This is a genomic window from Shouchella clausii (genome assembly GCF_002250115.1).
Taxonomy (GTDB): domain Bacteria; phylum Bacillota; class Bacilli; order Bacillales; family Bacillaceae_D; genus Shouchella; species Shouchella clausii.
Genome location: NZ_CP019985.1, coordinates 1,691,575 through 1,712,569, shown reverse-complemented (window position 1 = coordinate 1,712,569; position 20,995 = coordinate 1,691,575). Strand labels below are relative to the sequence as shown.

Genomic DNA, 20,995 nt, shown 5'->3' with positions numbered 1-20,995 from the left:
AAGGCGAGCGCGTTTGCTCGCCTATTTCCAATGCGGCTTCTCCACTGGCTTCACTTAGATCTTCATCCGCTGTCTTCCTGTTAGCCCCCTTTTCAGTAGGGAAATACATTCCAACCGTCAACGTCCCGTTTTCTTTCTTGCCAAAAAAACGAGCCAATCCCCACCAATGATTGGTTCATTGATAGGGGCGAAACCTTTTCCAGCAATATACGTGTAAGCAGTTGCCTCGCTTTCGTCTGTATAGACAGTGCATTCGACACGCTCATACTCATTTTCGCTTTTGCCTTTTGGATCGTAGCCTTCTAATTTGTCAATACGGACAAGTTCTTCGCTGGTGACAGCATAAAGCTCGCCTCTAATTTTCTCCTGGCCGCGAAAACGAACAATCGGATAGCCAAATGGTGTATTGTGCATTTCCCCTGTGATCCAACACATACCCTCTACTAACTCGCTGTGCTGCAAGTAATGGTCGTTGGCGCCGCCTTTTCGCAATGTCCCATAAACGAATAGGAGATTTTTGTTGTTTCCTTGCATCACACCACACCCTATTCTGACAGATTGCTACTCGGTTTCTTCAAAAAATCTGGTATACTTACAGTTCATCCCCTACAACGGAAAAACGGCCTTTTAATACGGAAGCTTGCTCCACTTCATCGGCGATGGCAATGGCAAAGTCAGCATAGCTAATGTAACTGTTGCCCTTTTTATTCGTTGTTAGTTCTTCGCCAGCTTTTGTATAAGTGCCTGTTCTGCCTCCATCTGCTCTATTTAGTAACTGGAGTGATGGCGAAATAAACAAAGACTTAATTTCATTATCTTTTAAACCCGTTAAATTTGTCCGATATTGTTCAAGTAATCTCCATCCGCCGAATTTCCCCCGTTCAGCTAAAATATGAATACCTGCTGTACTCAATGCCACCATATCTCGATGAATAGTACGTTCTTTGGCTAATTCATTGGTTGTTAATTTACCTCTATTTTGAAGCAACAGTAATATAGATAGTAACCGATCCCCACGCGTATTTATCACCTTTTAGAAAATTTATATATGACAAAGGATGTCATCATTAAGTATTATACTATGGATATTCTAAAAATGGAGGGTGACATAAATGAAACCTTTAGAAGGAAAAGTAGCTTTAGTAGCTGGTGGTACAAGGGGAGCCGGACGTGGAATTGCAATGGAATTGGGTGCCGCAGGGGCTACTGTCTATATCACTGGGCGTACTACCCGAAACGAGATATCTGAATACGGGCGCCCTGAAACGATTGAAGAAACAGCGGATTTAGTAAATAACATAGGTGGAATCGGAATTGCTGTTCAAGCTGACCATCTTATTCATGAACAAGTACAGTCCTTAATTGAAAGAATTGAGAAAGAACATGGAAGGTTAGATATACTTGTAAATGATATTTGGGGAGGTGAATATCTTGTTGATGGGAATACGAGAGTATGGGAGCATTCGCTTGAAAAAGGCTTAAGAATGCTTCGCTTAGCGATTGATACTCATTTGATTACGAGCCACTACGCATTACCATTGCTCATCAAAAACGAAGGTGGACTTGTCATAGAAATGACCGATGGCACAAAAGAGTATAATAATGAGAACTATCGCTTACCAATGTTTTATGATCTAGCGAAAACCTCAGTCATCCGTATGGCAGAAGGGCTCGCACACGAATTAGTACAGCATCATTGCACAGCTGTCTCCTTAACCCCAGGCTGGATGCGATCCGAAATTATGCTTGATCATTATGGTGTCAAGGAAGAAAACTGGCTTGACGCTACTAAGAAAGAACCTCATTTCGTCATCTCAGAAACGCCACGTTATGTGGGTCGAGCTGTTGCAGCCCTTGCTGGAGATCTCGAAGTCTCACGTTGGAACGGTCAATCTCTGTCAAGCGGAAAGCTTGCACAGGTTTATGGTTTCACTGATCTTGATGGTTCTCAGCCAGATTGTTGGCGCTATATCGTGGAAGTGCAGGATGCTGGCAAACAAGCAGATGCTACCGGCTATCGTTAAAAAACTTATATTAAATTAACACAACTGCAATTCGTACTCTTTCCGCAAATAAGGATTTTAATCAGCCTTATTTTCTCCTTGTTTGATTAAATAATGCTGTAAAAAATAGTAACCACCGAGGACAAAGAATAGTATTGGAATAAGGATGGGTGGGTTAGTGTGGTTAAAAAATATACCGAAAATCCCAGCCAATAAATGAATAGTCGCGATTAATTCTTTTATAAAAAATGGATGCCTCCTAAATAGCGATTATTGCAACAGGATTCATTCAACACTTTTGCAATCGATTAACTTTAACGAAACCATACTAGCGCGGGGAGATCCTGCCGCTTCTTACCCTGTTTGTGGAAATATCTTAAAAAACGGAATTAAAAAACACTAACGCTTAGGCATTAGTGTTTTTTGTACAAGAATTCTTCGTTATGTCGCAGTGTCAGGCTTACCTTGCGTTTCCACTGGAACAGCCGTTTCGGCTTTGGCTCCATTCTCAATAAATGGTACAAAAATAAAACTGACGATTACGATCATACCGATCATTCGTTTCATTGTTGTTCAGCTCCTGACCCTAAGATTTTCATATTAGGACGGTTAAAGGAATTTCTCCGTTATGTCGCCGTGCCTGGTTTTTCTTGTGGTTCAATCGGAGTAGATGTTTCTGCGTTGGCTCCATCCACAAACGGAACAAAAATAAAGCAGACAAGCAATACCAAACGGAATATTCGTTTCATTGCTGTTCAACTCCTATCATTTTCATATTAGTACGGTAATGAAGCGCTTCTTTCATGTAATAAAAGGCCTTTTCAAGCAACGATTGTTGTTTATAGTATTCAGCAATCTCTTCTGCTAGTTCTGAATACTCAGTGTAAAATTCTCGCTCCAACAGTCGTTGCAACTCACTTGTAAGTCGCTCGTCCCTCCCTTCGTTTATGTACAATGCTTCCGTGATGGCACAGCGTACCATACATTCTTCGAGATGAATGGCTGTCGCTCCTGCTTTTGCTTCTTGTAACAAACGAATTGCTTCTGCATTGTTGGCATTCTGGCGCAAGCGAACATTGGCCAAGTTAGCCTTTGTTTTAAGTCCTTCTACACTTTTAGAATGATCACCAATCGTTAGCGCTTCAGCAAAATACATTTCCGCTTCATGTAACTTTTTTTGGCGGACACGATTAAGCCCTAATGCCCTTAACAGAAGAGCGTGCGTCGTTGGATAAGGCGTTGCGTCAGCAAGTGCAGATTGGTACTCTTTTTCAGCCTCATCAAACAGATTCAGTTCTGTTTTTATAGCTGCTAAAAGCAACCTACAATTTAAAATCCGCTCCAAATAAAATTGTTGTTCCTCAAACAAATCAATTGCCTGTTCAAGATAAGAGACAGCAAATGTATATTGGTCGATGCGAAAATAACTTTCTCCTAAACGGAAATAAAATTCGGCTTTCTCTGATTGATCGTGAACGTGGTCAATTTTCTGTTCAGCGATCTTATATAGACGAAGCGCTGATTGATACCGCCCTTCATAAAACTCATATTGCCCACTCATAAAATAATATAGAAACGCTAACAAGCCATCATAAATCGTATCCTCTACATTAACAGCCTGGAGGCTCGTTGGTTCAACCCTTTTTTGTTGCACATCTTCGGTTAGTAGTTGATGGCGAAACAAAACAAGCGAGTAATAGGACAACACTTTTTCGTCGGATCTTTCAAGCTGATTGACCAATTGGCCAATTTCCTGTTTATATTCTTCTGCTTGTTCAACCTCACGAGAGACGATACAGCTGTACCATTCAACAATTTTTGCGCCTAATTTTTCAGGTGAAATAGAAGAAGCCATAGGCACCAACCTTTCGGAAGTAATTGGTAACTTATCCTGATTATATCCAAGGATTTTAAAAATGTATATCATGTTGGCTGTTTTCCCAACATGGCGAAAAAAGCCGGAATAGCCCACAAGCCAAACAATAAACTACTATTAACGTCACGATAGGCCACATTTTCACATCGATACATGCCGACTCTACTAAAAGGAGAACGAATCAAGTAAAATTGGAATCATCTATTTTTTCAATGAATGGAGGGCATGAAAATGAAAGTTGGACAAGCAAACGACATAGCGACTTTCTTTCGATTTAATCAGTTAGCAGCCGAAGCAAGCGATGAGCAGAGCATTCTTCGTCTATTGCTTGACACAGTTGATGCCTTTATCCCTCATGTGGATATGGCGATCATCTATTTATACGACGAGAATCAAAAAGTGCTTCGGCTTGGCGCAGGCACAGGCGTCTCTGTACAAAGTTTACGGCGACTCGCTTTTAAACCCGGTGAATCGTTGACGGGAAAAGTGTTTCTCAGCAAAAAACCATACCTTTGCCTCGGCAAACATGAGATCAAGCAGAACATGGCCAACATCTCTCCAGAAAACTGGAAATGGTTTCGCGAGGGCACATACAAACTCGACGTTACGAGCTCCATTAATGTGCCGTTCCTGTCCAATGGCCGTTGTCTTGGCACATTTACATTAAATCGCTATTCAAGCAGCATCCCTTTTCATAAAAAAGATGTTGCCATTGCTCTCGGGCTTGCCCACCAGGCAGCACTGGCAATTGAGAACGTCCGCTTGCATCAGGCACTCGCCTATAGCGATGCAAAAGAAATACTCGCACAATCGTTGCATGACGGAGGGCTGGAACATGTCCTTACCCGGTTGGAACAGCTTGTGCACACGCCTTGCACGATTGAAGCGAGTGTGAAGGAAGACGAAGCGATTCCGATCATACGCAAGCGAAAACGCCTCGGTTACCTTCGCCCCCGGCGGCCATTGGCGACTTTATCAGTGGTCGACCGGAACATCCTTGAGTTTGCTGCGTTAATGCTTGCTAGCGAGCTTGAAAAACAGTATGACGATTATGAACAAGCGCTTCACAGGCGCAATTGCGCGTTCCAAGACCTATTGAATGGAGACTATCGTTCTGTAGAATCCTTGCCACGCGCCCCTATTTATTGTTTCGTGCTTGCAGGCGGTGTTAGCGACAACATTGCGCTTACTCGCCAAATTGAAACAACAGTCCAAGCTTACTTCCCAAATGGGCATTTTTCTGTTTACGAAGGGCGTTATGTCATCCTTGCTTCTTCTTGTGCCTATATCGATCAGCTTGCGACTTATTTGCAGCGCCACTATCATCTAGTTGTCGGCCTAAGCCGCCCAAGGATGATTGCCGACGTCGCTTCGTCTTACCGGGAAGCGGTGCTTGCTGCTGAAATGAAAAGCGACGCCCCTCTTGTTCGTTATCAAAACCTTGGCTGCCGCAGGCTTTGGCGTTCTTTAGACGAACAGACGAAGCGCGATTTTGTGATTGACTATTTGCAGCCACTCCTCGACCTAGAACCTGATTACATCGCCACTCTTGCGGCATTAATCGAAAACGGAAGAGGCGCCCGGCAACAAACGGCTAAACAATTGCACATCCACGTCAACACGCTCTATCAACGAGTGAAACGGATCGAGCAAGTACTAGACATTTCCTTTCAAAATGAAAGACAGTGGCTCCAACTCATGGTTGCCTATGACCTGTATGTGGACAGCCACAATAAAACGGCGAAAAACATGTAGCACACCATATCCCGTTTGTTTCGTCAGAATATTATAATCATAGACAAACAAACACAAGTTGAGGTGATCGACACATGGTGCAAACATACTTAAACTACATTGATGGCGAATGGAAAGCGTCTATTTCAGGAAATGTCTTTTATCGCAGCAACCCTGCCAACTATGATAAAATCCTTGGCGCCTACCAAGCATCTACAGCAGAAGATGCGCGGCTCGCCATTAAGAGTGCCGCTTTTGCTTTTCCTAACTGGAAAAACAAAAGCGCAATTGAACGGGCAGACGTCCTTTATCAATTAATGCCTTTATTAGCAGCAGAAAAGGACAAACTGGCGGCAATTATTACAAAGGAAGTTGGAAAAACGATTGCCGCCGCTCGGAAAGAAGTAGATGCCTCCATTCAAGCACTCAAACATTTTAGCGGCGCCGCCAATAGGCTGGCAGGAGAGACTGTGCCTGCAGGCAATCCCGAGACGTTTGCTTATACGATCAAAGAGCCACTTGGTCCTGTTGGCGTCATTACCCCTTTTAATTTCCCTTTAGGCATCGGGATTTATAAAATTGCCCCTGCTTTAATTGCAGGAAATACAGTGGTTTACAAGCCCCATAATGATACTGTCCAAATTGCCACGAGACTCGTTGAGTTGTTTATCCAGGCAGGAACACCAAAAGGCGTTTTGAATCTTGTCACCGGGGACGGCGACAAAGTTGGACAAGAATTAGGCGAAAATCGAACGTTAAAGGCAATTTCGTTTACTGGTTCTTCCGATGTCGGTTTGCGATTAGGCCGATCCGTTACAAACCGAGGAGGAAAAATGCAGGCGGAAATGGGCGGAAAAAACGCAACGGTTATTTTAGAGGATGCTGACTTGGATAAAGCTGTTTCTGGAATCGTCATTAGCGGGCTTCTGAACAACGGGCAAAGCTGCACAGGAACCTCTCGCGTTATCGTTCCTAAAAACATCGCTAAAACGGTTACTTCCAAACTCGTCGAAAAAGCAACTGCCATTCGCGTTGGCGATGGCTTTGATGAAAGCATGGAAAACGGCCCCGTTGCCAATGAGGCGCAGCTTCGCAAGTACCTCCATTATGTAGACATTGCTGTTAAAGAAGGCGCGAAGCTAGAATGCGGCGGCAAGCGTCTTTTAGGTGAAGGAAAAGACAAAGGCTACTTCGTCGCGCCGACCGTGCTAAGCGGCGTTACGCCAGAGATGGCCATTGCCCAAGAGGAAGTGTTCGCTCCCGTAGTGGCGATAATGGAAGTCGATTCTTTTGAAGAAGCGATCGCCGTCGCCAATCAGACAGATTTTGGTCTCTCTTCGGCCATTTATACAACCAATTTGCAAAAAGCCCATGAATTTGTTCGCCGAATTGAAACAGGGGTGACTCATATTAACATCCCTTCCAACCACTACGAAAACCAATTGCCTTTTGGCGGCAAGAAAAATTCGAGCATTGGGCCGCGGGAACAAGGAAGCACTGCCCTTGATTTTTGGGTTGACACAAAAGCAGTCTATCTTAAACCTTAGGAGGTAGCGATGAAAACAGTTGGTCTTATTGGCTGTGGCGCAATGGGAAAAGGAATGGCTACGTCCCTTTTAAGCGCCGGCTATTCCGTTTATATTTATGACGACATGTCCAAATGGCGGGAACCATTGGAAAAACAAGGAGCTCGCTTTGTCGAAAACGGTGCTGCTGTAGCAAAGAAGGCAAAGTATGTCTTGCTATCTCTTCCTTCACCGAACATTGTTGCCGAAACAGTTGCAGGCAAAGAAGGCTTGCTTTGTCATATACAAACGGGTGGCTTTTTATTGGATCTTAGCACGACGGATGTGCAAACGACATTAGCAATGGAGAAAGCAGCTGCTGCTAAAGGAATTCATTACCTAGACTGCCCTGTCAGCGGGGGTCCTGCTGGAGCCGATGCCGGAACGCTAACAATCATGGTTGGCGGCGACAAACATGCTTACTTCAGTGTAAAACCGCTACTAGACATACTCGGCGATACCATTCTGTATGTGGGCGATTCTGGAGCTGGGCAAACGGTCAAGCTGTGCAACAACATGCTTGTTGCTGGGATTACGACGCTGCTGAGCGAAACAATGGCTGTTGCTAGCGACCATGGCGTGTCTAGACGGCTTCTTGCCGAAATCATTCAACAAAGTTCTGGCCATAATCGCGTCCTAGACGTTTTTGGAGAAAATTTAATTTCCGGCTCGTACGATAATGTGTTGTTCTACTTAAAGCATATGGCTAAAGATCTTGAACTCTACATGGCATTGTCGCAAGATTCGCGCAAGCCCCAGCATGCTGCTGGCACTGTCAACCAGCTCTACCGCTCAGCGCTCCATCAAGGCAAAGGCGAGAAAGACGCCACTGCTGTTTACTAATTACCTGGAAATGATTCTGCACCATTGATTTCCCTGTTCACAAGAAAGGCGGGAACTATGAATAAACAAAAACGTTTCCTCACCGACTGGCGACTTCACTTACTCGTATTAGGCATTGTTGTCGTTGCAGAAATGATTGGCGTGATTGAAATTCGCTTAGGAGCAGGAATGATCATGCTCTTGCCGATGCTGTTTGCCCTTGTATTCGGGTTAGCCTTGTATTTCACGCCACTCGTGAAAGAAACACAATCCAAACATGCAGAACCAATCATTACGCTCAGTGTAGCGCTGCTGATTGCCAAAATCGGTGTCACTATAGGGCCAGACTTGAAAAATGTGATTGCTGCTGGTCCCGCCTTGCTTTTACAAGAAATCGGCAATTTCGGCACCATTTTCTTAGCACTGCCCGTTGCCGTTTTGCTGCTAGGAATGAAGCGAGAAAGCATTGGCATGACCCACTCTATCGGACGAGAGCCCAATTTAGGGATTATTTATGACAAGTTCGGCTTTGACTCTCCAGAAGGCAAAGGGGTTACAACGATTTACGTATTTGGCACTGTTTTTGGCGCTCTGTTTTATGGACTTATTTCTGGTTTTTTAGCTACTTTCACCCCACTCCATCCTTTATCGTTGGCGATGGCTGCTGGAGTTGGCAGCGGCAGTATGATGGCAGCAGCAAGCGGGGCGCTCATTGCTGCTTATCCAGAGTTTGAGACGCAAATTATCGCTTTCGCTGGCGCCAGCAACCTACTCACCTATGGCACCGGTTTATTTGTGAGCGTCTTCATTGCTTTGCCATTAACGGAAAAGTTGTATGCGCTGTTTAGGCGTTGGAAAGGAGACAGACCATAGATGAAGTCCATCCAAGAATCGATAATGCTCTTCTTTATTGTTGGTCTTGTTGCGTTTATTGGCAATTGGCTTGGCTACCAAGCATTCTCTGGTGAGGCTGCCTTTGGCATGCTTCTTCTAATCGTAATTGCCTGTGTCGGGCAAGCTCTTGGAAAGTCGCTGCCTTTCCCTATTCCGAGTGTCGTTTATATCATTGTCATCGGCATTATATTGTCTTTACCAGAGACGCCGTGGGGTCCACTCGTCATTGAGCTCACCTCCCACATCCAATTGCTTTCTATTGCCACACCTATACTCGCTTATGCCGGTATTGCCATAGGCCGTTCATGGGCTGATTTTGCGGCGATCGGTTGGAAAGCAATGGTCGTTTGTTTGCTCGTTCTTTTTGGCACGCTAATCGGCTCTGCGATTATCGCTGAAATTGTCTTGCGTTATCAAGGAATCATCTAAAAATGGCAAAAACAACGATTACCATGTATAGACGTTTCGTTAGTGGATATACTAACTAACACGTATCCCCCACCTGCCGTCGGACATTCCGACGGCTTTTTTTACGGATAAAAAAAGCCGCCATTAAAGGCAGCTTCTAGATAAACATTTCCATTTACCGCGCTCAGATGCTTTGAAATTTTATGGACAAGAAAACCATTGCTCCTGTCCCTTCGATTTATTAACACCTTCCCTCGGCGTCACTCCTCGTCTGGCAAGCACTTTTATTGGCCTGACCAAGCAACTTCTCTAAATTAAAACAAACCTAGCCATTTTTTTCGTTTTTTGACGACTCGTTCTGGCGGCTCAAGGTACACATGCTTGTCTTCCGCAATAAGCCGGGCATTTTCTTGATAGCTGTAAACAAGGTCTTGGCCATAGTGTTCCTCCAATACGTGGAACGCTTCCTGCATCCGGAATGTGCGGTTCACTAAATTGTGGGCATCTGAAGCTAGCACGTGGACAAGGTTGGCTTCGACAAGCTCTCTGCTAAAGGTAGCAATATCTTTGCCAAAGTAGCCTGTCACACTGGAAGACGTAAGCTGGGTAAGAGCGCCATTTTTCACCAGTTCATAGAGCTTATCTGGATCTTCCTTGAATACTTTATTCCGTTCTGGATGGGCAATAACAGGAATATACCCTTCACTACCGATTTCATAAAGCAGCCTTGCTGCATAAGCCGGCACTTCTGAACTCGGGAATTCAATCAGTACATATTTGCTGTCGGCCAGTGCAAGGCCACTCCCGCTAGCCAATCCCTGAGTCATTTCGCCATAAAGGCGGAGTTCTTGCCCTGGTCGAATGATTAGCTCTATGCCGGCAGCCTCTAAATCATTGTTTAAGGCATCTACTGCTTTGCGGACGGAAGAACCATCATTTTGAAAAGACGGATGTTGGTGATGGGGGGTGGCAATGATTTCAGAAATCCCTTCTTTTATAGCTTCGCGGGCCATCGCCAAACTATCTTCGCGTGTTTGCGCCCCATCGTCTAGACCGGGGAGAATATGGCAATGGATATCAATCATTTGCTTCCCCTCCTTTCATGATGCTAGCTGGCTCAACTGGCAAAAGTAATCGTGATTGTTCATTATTTGTAATAATAATAGGTTGTATCATCAACCGGTTTATTGTTTAACACAACGCCAAGCAAATGGGCATTTGCCTTGACGAGGTTCTCTTTCGTTTTTTGTAACTGCTCCCTGTCAGTCTTGCCGCTTGACGTGACAATAATGGTGCCATCGACTTTATTGGCAAGGATTTGCGCATCGGCAACAGCCATGACAGGAGGCGTGTCCAAAATAACCATATCATATTTTTCTCTTGCCTCTTGCAAAACAAGCTCCATCATTTTGGAATTTAACAATTCAGCTGGGTTAGGCGGGATTGGGCCGCAAGTCAACAGGGAAACATTCTCGACGTTTGTTTCCTGAATCACATCGTCCTGCTTTTGTTGGCGTGTCAGCACATTCGTCAACCCACGGTTGTTCATGAGCCCAAATGTATAATGAGCCGTCGGCTTTCTCATATCTGCATCAATAAGCAAAACCGTTTGCCCATTTTGGGCGATGACAACGGCTAAGTTGGATGCCGTTGTTGACTTCCCCTCCCCAGGGCCGGCAGATGTGACAAGCAGCGATTTAATTTCCGTGTCAACTGCCGAATATTCAATGTTCGTCCGAATCGTACGGTATTGTTCAGTAATGGGTGAACGTCGATTTACATCGGCAATCAGTTGCCGTTTTTTCTGGACTGGCTTTTTCTTCGTGCGTGTTAGACGTGCCATAAGTCACCTGCTTCCTAAAATCTAAGACGTCTTTTTTGCAGCCGCATCAACGCTGTCCATATTGGAGACAGCGCCAAGCACAGGCAAATCAATGATGTTTTCGATGTCTTTTTCTGTTTTTATTGTTGTATCCAAGTATTCAAGCAAGAAGGCCAAACCGACTGCCGCCATAAGCCCGACAACAAAAGCAATTGCAATATTTAACAATGGTTTTGGGCTGACCGGCGTTGGGTCTTCGCCTATTTCTGCTTCCGAAAGAATGCTCACATTGTCGATGCTCATAATATCGGGAATTTGCTCTTGAAAAACAGTCGCAATGCTATTCGTCAAAAGTGTGGCCTCAGTTGGACTTTCTGACTCGACCGTAATCGTCACCACCTGTGAGTTGCTCTGGCTGCCAACAGAAACGGCCGCTTCTAAATCGCCGTAAGTCATATCCAGCCCTTCAGCCTCAATGACTTCATTTAAAATTCTTGGACTTTTAATAATCTCGCTATATGTATCGATTAGTTCGAGATTGTTACGGACAACTTGCTGGTTTAGTTGCCCTTCTGGAACAGCCTGGTTCACGAGGAGCTGCGTAGAACGTTCGTACATAGGCGTCAATACAAACGAGCTGATAATCGCGCTCACAAGCATAGCAAAGAACGGGATGGCCACAAGGAGCCGCCATCTTTGTTTCAATGTTTGAAAGATTTCTTTCAAACTTATGGTTTCTTCCATTTGTTTATATACCTCCTAGACGTCACTTCCCTGACTCTTTACGAATTATATCATAATTTGCAGAGAAATTACCCTGAAATCTAGCTTATCTCAAAGAAACTTTAGTCCTTCGTTTTCGTACTTTTCCGTTAATAAATAGGTCTTAGTAACCGTGACCAAGAGCCTAATTCTATCAATTTTATTTTTCACTTAAAAATACAAAAAGATAGGCTTGTGGAATAGCAGTAAATTAATTATCCTATTAAGAAAGTAGTTGCCTATATCCATATCTTCAATTAGAAAGGCGTTATCCTTATTATGAAAAAGAAAACCGTTTTAAAAGTCATTGCCCTTCTTTTCGGGCTCCTGTTTTTGAGCGTAATTGGTTACGGTATCTATTTGTACAACGACATCCGCCATACAGCCAATGAAATGTATGACCCTCTTCCAAACCGCGAAGGCGCTTCGCCCCTTCGCTCCGCTAGCCTTCAAGTCGGAGAACCAATGTCGATTCTTCTCACTGGGGTGGATTTAACCGAAGGCCGCGAAGACGAAGTTGTTGGCCGAGCCGACTCGATTATGGTACTAACGTTAAACCCGGCAGAAGGGACAACAAAAATGCTTAGCATTCCCCGTGATACCCGAGCCGAGATTGTTGGTCGCGGCACGGTGGAAAAAATCAACCATGCTCATGCATATGGCGGCGCACAAATGCTGATTGATTCGATTGAAGAAGCGTATGGCATACCAATTGACCATTACGCTAGTATCAATATGGCTGGATTTGAACGTTTAATTGATGCTTTTGGTGGCGTCACGGTTTACAATGATTTTGAGTTTGAAATGGATGGTTCTCATTTCCCAGAAGGAACAATTGAGTTAAACGGGGAAGAGGCGCTTAAGTACACACGTATGCGTTATGACGATCCTCGCGGTGATGCCGGACGAGCAAACCGACAACGAGACATTATTGACGCGCTCATGCAAGAGTCCGCCTCTCTCGGCTCGATTACAAAAGTCGGCGAGATTCTAGATGTGCTCGGCACCACTGTTCGGACAGACTTATCATTAGATGTCATGTGGGACTACCAGTCTGAATACCGCCCTGCTCTCGGTTCAACCGAACAAATCGAAGTTTCCTATACAGGGGAAACGATTGACGGCATTTGGTATGCAATTGTCAGCGACGAAGAAAAAGCCCGGGTGCGGAGTGAAATGTTGTCACATTTGGGACTCGAATAAGTAGATTCCTTTATAGAAGGAGGGGATGGCATGCATCCACTGGCAAAAAGAGCATTCTCTTTACAAGCAGCAGGTAAGTTAGAAGCGTCGCAAGAAATATTTGCCGCTTTGCTTGCCGAGCAGCCCAATGACCCCCTCTCCCACTACTACTTCGCATCTAGTCTTGATCGGCTAGGGAAAGAGCGGCAAGCTGTTCCTCATTATGAACAGGCGATTGCCTTAGAGTTAACAGGCGATGATTTGGAAGGCGCCCTTCTAGGCCTCGGCAGCACATACCGTGTGCTTGGCGAGTATGACAAGGCGGAAAAAACGTTGAGAAAAGGCTGCTCGCTCTTTCCGCACAGCAAATCACTACAAGTCTTTTTAGCAATGGCTTTATACAACAACAGCAAGCATAGTGAAGCAATGGAACGGCTTTTGTATACTATTGCTGATACGACAAATGACACTGCCTTAAAGAGCTATGAAAAAGCGATTCGTTTTTACGCAGATAAACTTGATACCGTCTGGGATCAGTAATGTCAGATGCGCTCAAATGAGATTTATTTGAGCGCATTTTTTTCTCTCATGTCGCATCCCCCTCCTCTTTTCTCCATTGACACAACGAAGAAAAGAGTTGTATGTTGTTGCTTCATAGTTCTTTTCGCCCATAAGTTCTTCCTTTTTGGATAGCTCTAAAGAACCAACAGATTAAGCCGTTCAAACAAACCTTCAACGTGATTACGACTAAAGCATGCTTCCTACCTATTCTTTTCAGGGAACATCGTCATTATCATCACTCTTGTATACTTAAGAGGGAAGAAAAAATAGGGGGAAGGGTAAACTTATGAAGCTAAGCCACCTTCACTTACCTGTTCCCAATGTCACAAGGTATACTTGACAAACAATAAAGAGGTTTACTCTTATTCGTGAACTAAAGCTCCTGTTAGTTGAAAGAGATAGAGTATAGGGATATAGTTAAAGTTAAAGATTAAATGATGTGGAGGGATTATATGGTTTCATCTATATTACTATTTTCAATTACAAGTTTTCTTTTAATAATAGTCCCTGGGCCAGATACAGCAGTTATTACAAGGAATACGATCGTACATCAGAAATCAGGTGGATTTAAAACCTTAATGGGGACACTCCTTGCTATAAGTGTACACACTATAGCAGCCATTGTAGGTTTATCAGCTATTATCATGCAATCCGCTATGGCATTCATGATTTTTAAATATGTGGGTGCAATTTACCTCGTATACTTAGGAATAAAAGCTTTATTATCAATGAGGAGTAAAGAGGAAAGTTTAGGAGAGAAGATACCAAATAGAGCACAGGGTAAACAAAAATCTCTTATGACACAAGGATTCTTGGCAAATATATTGAATCCTAAAGTGGCGATTTTCTTTCTGACGTTTCTCCCTCAATTTATTAACCCTCAAACAGAAACTTTAATGACATTTTTTGTATTAGGCGCAGTCTATCTGTTAATAAAATTTGCTTGGTTTACATTATACATATATGTCATAAACCTAGTTCGTGTTTGGATGAGGAAAGAAGTTGTTAAGAAAGCAATGGATGGTTTAACCGGAGCAATTTTTATTATATTTGGACTCCGCTTAGCTTTGGAAGAACCGAAATAAATTTATAAATAATGTAGAGCATAAAGGGTTTTCCCTTGTGCTCTTTTTTATTATTATTGCAGTTATTTAGAGCGTCTCTTTAGTTAATTAAAAGGAAAACAAAGGATTATATTTTCCTTGAACCATTCCATATTGGCTTCCCTCAGGCCAATGAAGAAACTGTAGATGAATGAATCGAAAGTTAAAAGAGGACAGTTATAAGGTAAGCCCTCCAATAAACTCATAAGGTTATACCTTGTAAGTAACAGCTCCAGGGAAATTCCAAGTGGAAGTGTCTGTTAATGATCGACAATCCTGATTTATTTACAAAAATTAAAATCTTAAGTACTATTTTATTATAAATAGGATAGAAGAAGTTGCGAATAGGTTTACTTAAAGAAACGGGCAGTATCGTTGATTAAGAGTTCCTTCCTTCTATAATCAATCGTATATATCGGGGGAATAATGTGTGTTTATTAAACAGATCACTTGTAAAGTAAAAAAAGAAAAGAAAGATGTTTTTTCTGATGGTCAAGCTAAATGGGGTTATTTAAATACATTAGAAGGCTTTGTAAGTCAAATTGGAGGCTGGAGTGATAAACAAGAAAATACCGCCTATATATTTTCTTTATGGCAAGATAAGAAAAGTTATTTCCACTTTATGAAGAACGAACATGACAAAATCGCCTTCCTTACTGGTCAGGAAGGAAGTATTTCTTCTATAAGTATAGACCTATTTGAGGGGAAATTTGCTATACGCGAACAAATAGGCACTATAAATGATTTTATGAATGGAGATTATATTCGTTTTACAAACGCTGATGTTCTAGAAGATAGAATGGCTCATTTTGAAGAAATGCAAATAAACGTTTGGAATAAAAACATGTCTCAAGAAAAAAGAATGCTAGGTAGTTTTTTTGCTAAAAATCCATTAAATAAAAGATATCTAGTTCTAACAGGGTGGACTGATAAAAAGGCTCATACAAATTATTTACGATTGATTAAAGAAAGTGACGTAAATGTAGATGTATCGACAGTTTATGGTGATCAATTTGTAGTAGAAAAATCTTGGTTGCTTATTAAATAACCATAGGAGGGGCTGTATGATAGAGATTATTAAAGCTACAGATGATCATATTAAAGGTATTATTAAAGTGTGCACAGATGCATATAGGGCTACATACAAAGATTTATATACAAATGAATACATAGAAAAGATTATAAAAAAATTTTATAATTATGATAGTGTTTTAACAGAAGTTCAAACTTCAAATCGTAATTGGGGCGGGTATTATGTTGCCATTGAGAAAGGTCATATAATAGGGGCTGGCGCAGGGGGAATTCTTGATGATGGTAGTGGTGAATTATTCGTTTTATACCTCGCACCTAATAGGAGAAATGAAGGTATCGGATCTACATTACTTTATGCTATTACAGAACAACAAAAGGCATTAGGAGCAAAAAAGCAATACGTTTCCGTTCAAAAAGGAAATCACAAAGGTATTCCCTTTTATGAAGCAAAAGGATTTGTATTTCAATACGAGCAAAAAAGCTACGGTAATTCCGAAGGCGATACTTATATATCGTTAAGATACTGTAGAAAAATATAAAACGGGCTTCTCTAGCACACTGGTTTTCGAATAATTGAGGAAGCAACAAAGTAAGATCTTATTCAACTATAGGGGGCTTTAGCTTTAAGAGGTTCCTTAGCTTACTTGAGGCAAGCCCTCCAGTACACTCATATGGTTATACTTTTTACGTAACAACTCCAGGGCGATTCCAAGTGAAAGTGTCTGTTAGTGTTTGACAATCTGATGAAAGTACAAAAAACCGCCTAGTTGGCGGCATTAGACTTTAGTTTCAATTGTTTGCCTCGGCTGACAAGCGTTTTGCCTGACAACTGGTTGCAAGCTAATACTCGGTTTTCGTCGCCAGCGCCTCCCACATTTGGAACGGGCGCTTTTTCTCGTTTATCTCAAGCTCATAAAACGGAATCGTCCGCTCCGCGTAAGACTTTTCAATCTCTCTGTAAATAAACGCATCATCAAATCCGACTGCTGCTGCATCCTCTTGTGTAGCTGCAAAATAGACAGCTTTTGGCCGGGCCCAATAAATCGCACCCAAACACATCGGGCATGGCTCACAGCTTGTGTAAAGCGTACACCCTTCAAGCTGGAAGTGGTTGATCGTGTTGCATGCATCGCGAATCGCAACCACTTCTGCGTGTGCTGTCGGGTCATTGGCATTCGTCACAGAGTTGGTGCCTTGGCCAATAATGTCCCCATTTTCATTCACGATAATCGCCGCAAAAGGGCCACCTCCCCTTTGAATGCTTTGAGCCGCTAGGTTAATCGTTTTGGCTAAATACATCGAATGATCCATCGTGACCACTCCTCTCTTTGCAAATAATTTCATTGTTAAGCCATGCAGATGGAATTTTTTATACTACTAATAATAAAATAAAGGAGATCACTGGTCCTCTTTTTGTTTTTAAAAAGGTTCATTAACGTATTAAAAGGAATATTAATTCCATTTGAATCAACATCTATAGTTGTTAAATTTCTACGTATTCATACTTTAAGAATGTTTCCTTACATAATTAACTGGTTGATTTTATATTCTAGCTCTTTATGCGTATCAGACAACTCTTTCTTCAGTTTGCCATTCTGGAATGGTTCTTCTGAATAAAAAGGAGCAAACGATTGATTGATATATCTAGGTACAATATGCATGTGAAAATGAGTTAGTTCACTAAAAATACCCCCATTTTGGCATACTGTAATTCCGTCTGGCTTATATAGTTCTTTTATAGCCTTTGATATAATCTGTGAAGTTTCAATTATTATATTTGCAGTTTTCCTATTTAACTGATCCAATTCTTCAAAGTGTTCTTTTGGCAATATTAGTACATGTCCTTTATTAAATGGATCGTGATCCAATATACAGGATACGAAATCATTTTCATAAACCTTATAAACAAACTCCATATTATTAGCTAATTTACATCCTAAACATTCGGCGCTATCCATTTCTTAAACACATCCTTGAACAAAAGGATTTTTACTACATTCATTTTTCTTAAATTAACCCCTATACTTTCACTTTATTATCAATAAGTAAAAAGTTCGTTAGTTCATTAGTTCCTCCCTTCTGTATATTTCCTTAAAATGTTTTAAATGAAATAATCGAGTCCTTTATTACAGTCAACCTTGATAAAAGAAAGTCCTATTTTAAAATGTAAGGGATTGTTACTAAAGAAGACAACCAAGCTCTTTTATCTAAGTTCTTTGTTGTCTTGAAAACATAGTACTTTAAAAACTCATTTCTTTATGAATATGCAGGACATCAATTAGGCACTCCATTTCATGTGCTTATACGCTCTTTTCAAGTATAATAACAGAAGATCTACAATAAAACGTCTCAAAATAAGGAGCGATCTTCTCGTGTAAGTACATCCTCTATCCAAACAATTGAATACTTTTTTGGAGGAGGATGTCGCCATGCATCTAACGAACTCATTTCGCTTCTTATGGATTAGTCAACTTTTTGCTAATATTGGCGGGGTGTTTTACATAGTTGGGCTAATTCCGCTGATTCATGCTGTCACTGGTTCAGCGGCAGCAATGGCTCTCGTTCCTTTTTTGACGATGGTCTCCCGATTTGTAAGTGCTATGATTGCCCCTCTCCTATTAGAACGGATGCACCTTCAGCCGCTTTTAGCATTATCTCAATTTGGAAAAACATTCGTGCTCCTATTACTTGCCTGTTTTTCGACAATGCGTCGACCGTTCCTGCGATCTTTCTATTTACAATCGCTATCGGATTTCTTGATGGTTGGTCATCACCTGCACGGTCCGCGATGATTCCCCGTTTAGTTGAAAAGAAACAATTACTGAAAGCAAACAGTTTCTTAACGATGGTTGATCGTACGACCGAACTAGGTGGATGGCCATTAGGGGCGATTCTTGTCGTGGCCATAGGTGCCGATCATCTTATTTGGCTCACTGTTTTGCTTTATCTTTTCGCGGCGTTTGTAACGACACGGATTGAAAATAAGCAAACGAAGAGGGAAGTGTTCACTGAGTCGAGGCGTTCCTTTTTATCGCGTTCACTAGCGGGCTGGCGTTTTATCTTGAACAAACCGTATTTACGCGCCATTAGCGTGGCTGATGTTTTGGAAAACAGTGCAAATGTCGTTTGGATTGCGGCGATCCTATACGTTTATGTGGATGAGGTACTCGGAACCGGTGAAGAATGGTGGGGTTACATTAATGCCAGCTTTTTTGGAGGTCTTTTAATAGGCGGCATGCTTGGCTACCGATATGCCTCCTTTATGGAAAAACAGATAAGTCGATTGATTCATGTTGGCACGTTTGCTGTTTTTCTTACAACACTGGCTTTCAGTCTCATTTCAACGCCGTGGGTTGCCTTACTGTTTTCCACCCTTTTTGGGTTTTCAAGTCAACTAAAAGGGGTCGCATTGCAAACCATTGTGCAAACAAATGTCCCAGAAAAAGAGCTGGCTCGAGTATATTCAGCTCAGGAAGCTGCCGGCTTCGCCTCTTTTGGTCTTTCAACCATTCTTTTCGGTTTTTTAACCGATTTACTTGGAGCCCGTTTTATATTCGCGTTAGCCGCAGCCATTCTGCTTATTAGTGCATTGTATTTATTCGTCGTACGAAAAGAACTCTATTTGCATCAAGTCGTCCAAACAGAAGAGCCGATAGAAAAGCGTGAATCAACCTAATTCCCTTGCAGGTTTTGAACACAAGACTCCTATCAACTCGGTTTCATTTTCCTAATGATATGGCCTTTGCGTATTATCTATAGCTACAAACAAGGCTTCCCCTTACAAACGCGAGGAAGCCTTGTTGCTTTATAGGAGACGGGCCAACTTAGAGAGGCAGCCTAAACCGTTTTCCTTTCATCGAGATAAGCGTCCCTTTGTCTGAGTCGACGACTTCATTGTTTGACTTGAACATATACGTTTTTTGCCTCATGCCAATATTGAGAACAATGCCGATGGCAAGCATATTCGTCATGAGCGCACTGCCTCCATAGCTAAGGAAAGGCAATGCAATGCCAGTGACAGGCATTAGCCCAATCGTCATGGCGATATTTTGAAAGATTTGAAACGTCAACATGCCGGCAATGCCAGCAATGATTGATGTGCCGTATAAATCATCGCATGAGTGAGCAAGCATGATCAGGCGATAAATAAGTAAAAAATAGACGCAAATGACAACAGTCGAACCGAGAAAACCAAATTCTTCCCCAATAACGGCAAAAATAAAGTCGGTATGGAGTTCAGGCGTAGAAGCATTAGCAGCTTGGACACTATTTAAGAAGCCGCTTCCCGTCAATTGGCCAGAACCAATGCCTCGTATCGCATTTAATGTTTGCATCGCATAACCTGATGCATACTGCTCTGGGTATAGCCACCCGAGAATACGCACAAGCTGGTGTTCTTCTAACACATATTTTGTAATCAGTTCAATATGGTTTAAAAGCAAATAATAAAGAAAAGCAATTCCTGCCCCTGCAAGTGCGGCCAAACTGGCTAGTACTTTATAGGAAACATTGGCCATAAGAATGGCAGTGGCAATGATGACAGCAAGGACGAGTGCGCTTCCTAAGTCCGGTTGCTTTAAGACAAGATAGAAAGGCGGGATCCCAAAAGCAGCAAGCCAGCCAAGTTTTTTTAAATCGGCTTTGAGCCCTTTTTCGGAATAACGTTGATTTAGCACGACGATTAAATGGGCAAGCGTAAGGACAAGAATGATTTTCATCACTTCTGAAGGCTGGTAAATCGGCGTGCCATTAATGCCAATCCAGCGCGTAGCGCCTTTATTTTCAACGCCAAAAAATTGCACCCATAACAACAAGATCATGCCAAAGGCAAAAATAGGGATCGTCAAGCGTTTTAAATATTCATAGTCTACTAGCATTACGACAACCATTAACACGAATCCGATTAAAAACCATTTTGCTTGCGAAAGGGCAAACACATGGCGATATTTTTCATAGTCTTCGGCACTGAAAAACTGGGTGGTTGTGCCTGCATAAATGGCCATGATACTCATACAGCCTAACACAAACACGAGAAACAAGAGCGTATAGTCAATCCTATCGCGCCATGATTTTTCTTGCTCCATTGATCGATTCATCCCCCCGGGATTTTTCTTTTATTTTACCATGCTTTTTCCTCAAGATTGTTCGTTCTTTCTTCTATATTTTGTTTCTTGCATTTCTGGTATACTAGAGTGAACAACACTTACTTTGTATACCGTGGAGGGAATACT

Annotated in this window: 24 protein-coding genes; 13 read left to right on the top strand and 11 right to left on the bottom strand. The window is 42.3% G+C overall.

The features are described from left to right. Positions 1-117: 117 nt before the first annotated feature. Positions 118-534, bottom strand: coding sequence for a gamma-glutamylcyclotransferase family protein (locus BC8716_RS08270; RefSeq protein WP_094424762.1), 417 nt, complete (start codon positions 532-534; stop codon positions 118-120). A 58-nt stretch (positions 535-592) separates the two neighbouring features. After that, a complete protein-coding gene (locus tag BC8716_RS22980) occupies positions 593-1,030 on the bottom strand; it encodes an HTH domain-containing protein (protein WP_312009493.1) in 438 nt (145 codons plus the stop codon). A gap of 82 nt (positions 1,031-1,112) precedes the next feature. Between BC8716_RS22980 and BC8716_RS08260 the strand changes: the two genes are divergently transcribed. Then, complete coding sequence (locus tag BC8716_RS08260; protein WP_094424760.1) at positions 1,113-2,024, top strand: SDR family oxidoreductase; 912 nt, start codon at positions 1,113-1,115, stop codon at positions 2,022-2,024. A gap of 420 nt (positions 2,025-2,444) precedes the next feature. Here the strand turns inward: BC8716_RS08260 and BC8716_RS22775 are convergent, their stop codons facing one another. Genes BC8716_RS22775 through BC8716_RS08255 form a run of 3 tightly spaced genes read right to left on the bottom strand, consistent with a single transcriptional unit; the run spans position 2,445 to position 3,858 of the window. Continuing rightward, positions 2,445-2,570 (bottom strand): hypothetical protein, encoded by a 126-nt coding sequence (locus BC8716_RS22775; RefSeq protein WP_257007993.1) that lies wholly within the window; start codon positions 2,568-2,570, stop codon positions 2,445-2,447. 59 nt (positions 2,571-2,629) lie between these two features. Next, on the bottom strand, positions 2,630-2,752 hold the full coding sequence (locus BC8716_RS22770) for a hypothetical protein (RefSeq protein ID WP_257006153.1): 123 nt from the start codon (positions 2,750-2,752) through the stop codon (positions 2,630-2,632). Beyond that, positions 2,749-3,858 (bottom strand): response regulator aspartate phosphatase, encoded by a 1,110-nt coding sequence (locus BC8716_RS08255; RefSeq protein WP_094424758.1) that lies wholly within the window; start codon positions 3,856-3,858, stop codon positions 2,749-2,751. Before BC8716_RS08255 ends, BC8716_RS22770 begins: the two co-directional genes overlap by 4 nt. Positions 3,859-4,110: 252 nt before the next feature. Between BC8716_RS08255 and BC8716_RS08250 the strand changes: the two genes are divergently transcribed. The 5 genes from BC8716_RS08250 (at position 4,111) to BC8716_RS08230 (ending at position 9,323) form a co-directional block, all read left to right on the top strand. Continuing rightward, positions 4,111-5,634: a helix-turn-helix domain-containing protein gene (locus BC8716_RS08250; protein ID WP_169715924.1), complete on the top strand. Its 1,524-nt coding sequence runs from the start codon at positions 4,111-4,113 to the stop codon at positions 5,632-5,634. A gap of 74 nt (positions 5,635-5,708) precedes the next feature. Beyond that, entirely contained in the window at positions 5,709-7,160 is a 1,452-nt protein-coding gene (locus tag BC8716_RS08245; RefSeq protein WP_094424754.1) for an aldehyde dehydrogenase family protein, read from the top strand. Between the two features lie 9 nt (positions 7,161-7,169). Beyond that, entirely contained in the window at positions 7,170-8,021 is an 852-nt protein-coding gene (locus tag BC8716_RS08240) for an NAD(P)-dependent oxidoreductase (protein ID WP_094424752.1), read from the top strand. 57 nt (positions 8,022-8,078) lie between these two features. Continuing rightward, complete coding sequence (locus BC8716_RS08235; RefSeq protein WP_011248646.1) at positions 8,079-8,873, top strand: DUF3100 domain-containing protein; 795 nt, start codon at positions 8,079-8,081, stop codon at positions 8,871-8,873. After that, complete coding sequence (locus tag BC8716_RS08230) at positions 8,874-9,323, top strand: hypothetical protein (protein WP_094424750.1); 450 nt, start codon at positions 8,874-8,876, stop codon at positions 9,321-9,323. A gap of 293 nt (positions 9,324-9,616) precedes the next feature. Here BC8716_RS08230 and BC8716_RS08225 read toward each other — a convergent pair whose 3' ends face one another. The 3 genes from BC8716_RS08225 to BC8716_RS08215 all read right to left on the bottom strand — a co-directional run bounded on the left by BC8716_RS08225 (position 9,617) and on the right by BC8716_RS08215 (position 11,868). After that, complete coding sequence (locus BC8716_RS08225; RefSeq protein ID WP_094424747.1) at positions 9,617-10,387, bottom strand: tyrosine-protein phosphatase; 771 nt, start codon at positions 10,385-10,387, stop codon at positions 9,617-9,619. Positions 10,388-10,449: 62 nt separating this feature from the next. Continuing rightward, positions 10,450-11,145, bottom strand: a complete 696-nt coding sequence (locus BC8716_RS08220; RefSeq protein ID WP_094424745.1) for a CpsD/CapB family tyrosine-protein kinase — start codon at positions 11,143-11,145, stop codon at positions 10,450-10,452. A gap of 21 nt (positions 11,146-11,166) precedes the next feature. Then, positions 11,167-11,868: a YveK family protein gene (locus BC8716_RS08215; RefSeq protein WP_094424743.1), complete on the bottom strand. Its 702-nt coding sequence runs from the start codon at positions 11,866-11,868 to the stop codon at positions 11,167-11,169. A gap of 297 nt (positions 11,869-12,165) precedes the next feature. On the opposite strand from BC8716_RS08215, the gene BC8716_RS08210 reads away from it, so the two are divergent. The 5 genes from BC8716_RS08210 (at position 12,166) to BC8716_RS08190 (ending at position 16,303) form a co-directional block, all read left to right on the top strand. Continuing rightward, positions 12,166-13,089 (top strand): LCP family glycopolymer transferase, encoded by a 924-nt coding sequence (locus BC8716_RS08210; RefSeq protein ID WP_094424742.1) that lies wholly within the window; start codon positions 12,166-12,168, stop codon positions 13,087-13,089. A 30-nt stretch (positions 13,090-13,119) separates the two neighbouring features. Beyond that, positions 13,120-13,608: a tetratricopeptide repeat protein gene (locus tag BC8716_RS08205; RefSeq protein WP_094424740.1), complete on the top strand. Its 489-nt coding sequence runs from the start codon at positions 13,120-13,122 to the stop codon at positions 13,606-13,608. Between the two features lie 473 nt (positions 13,609-14,081). After that, positions 14,082-14,714 (top strand): LysE family translocator, encoded by a 633-nt coding sequence (locus BC8716_RS08200; protein WP_094424738.1) that lies wholly within the window; start codon positions 14,082-14,084, stop codon positions 14,712-14,714. A gap of 448 nt (positions 14,715-15,162) precedes the next feature. Beyond that, positions 15,163-15,780: a YdbC family protein gene (locus BC8716_RS08195; RefSeq protein WP_094424736.1), complete on the top strand. Its 618-nt coding sequence runs from the start codon at positions 15,163-15,165 to the stop codon at positions 15,778-15,780. 16 nt (positions 15,781-15,796) lie between these two features. After that, positions 15,797-16,303, top strand: coding sequence for a GNAT family N-acetyltransferase (locus BC8716_RS08190; protein WP_094424734.1), 507 nt, complete (start codon positions 15,797-15,799; stop codon positions 16,301-16,303). Positions 16,304-16,604: 301 nt separating this feature from the next. On the opposite strand, the gene BC8716_RS08185 is transcribed toward BC8716_RS08190, so the two are convergent. Together BC8716_RS08185 and BC8716_RS08180 are read right to left on the bottom strand one after the other, a co-directional pair. Continuing rightward, on the bottom strand, positions 16,605-17,075 hold the full coding sequence (locus tag BC8716_RS08185; RefSeq protein ID WP_094424732.1) for a nucleoside deaminase: 471 nt from the start codon (positions 17,073-17,075) through the stop codon (positions 16,605-16,607). A gap of 209 nt (positions 17,076-17,284) precedes the next feature. Then, positions 17,285-17,722 carry an HIT family protein gene (locus tag BC8716_RS08180; protein ID WP_094424730.1) on the bottom strand — a complete coding sequence of 146 codons (438 nt, stop codon included), beginning with the start codon at positions 17,720-17,722 and terminating at the stop codon, positions 17,285-17,287. A gap of 471 nt (positions 17,723-18,193) precedes the next feature. Here BC8716_RS08180 and BC8716_RS22765 point away from each other — a divergent pair, with 471 nt between their 5' ends. Further along, positions 18,194-18,556: an MFS transporter gene (locus tag BC8716_RS22765; protein ID WP_257251133.1), complete on the top strand. Its 363-nt coding sequence runs from the start codon at positions 18,194-18,196 to the stop codon at positions 18,554-18,556. Further along, on the top strand, positions 18,448-19,440 hold the full coding sequence (locus BC8716_RS08175) for an MFS transporter (protein ID WP_367576834.1): 993 nt from the start codon (positions 18,448-18,450) through the stop codon (positions 19,438-19,440). Before BC8716_RS22765 ends, BC8716_RS08175 begins: the two co-directional genes overlap by 109 nt. Positions 19,441-19,588: 148 nt before the next feature. On the opposite strand, the gene BC8716_RS08170 is transcribed toward BC8716_RS08175, so the two are convergent. Then, a complete protein-coding gene (locus tag BC8716_RS08170; RefSeq protein WP_094424726.1) occupies positions 19,589-20,848 on the bottom strand; it encodes an FtsW/RodA/SpoVE family cell cycle protein in 1,260 nt (419 codons plus the stop codon). Positions 20,849-20,995 lie beyond the last annotated feature (147 nt).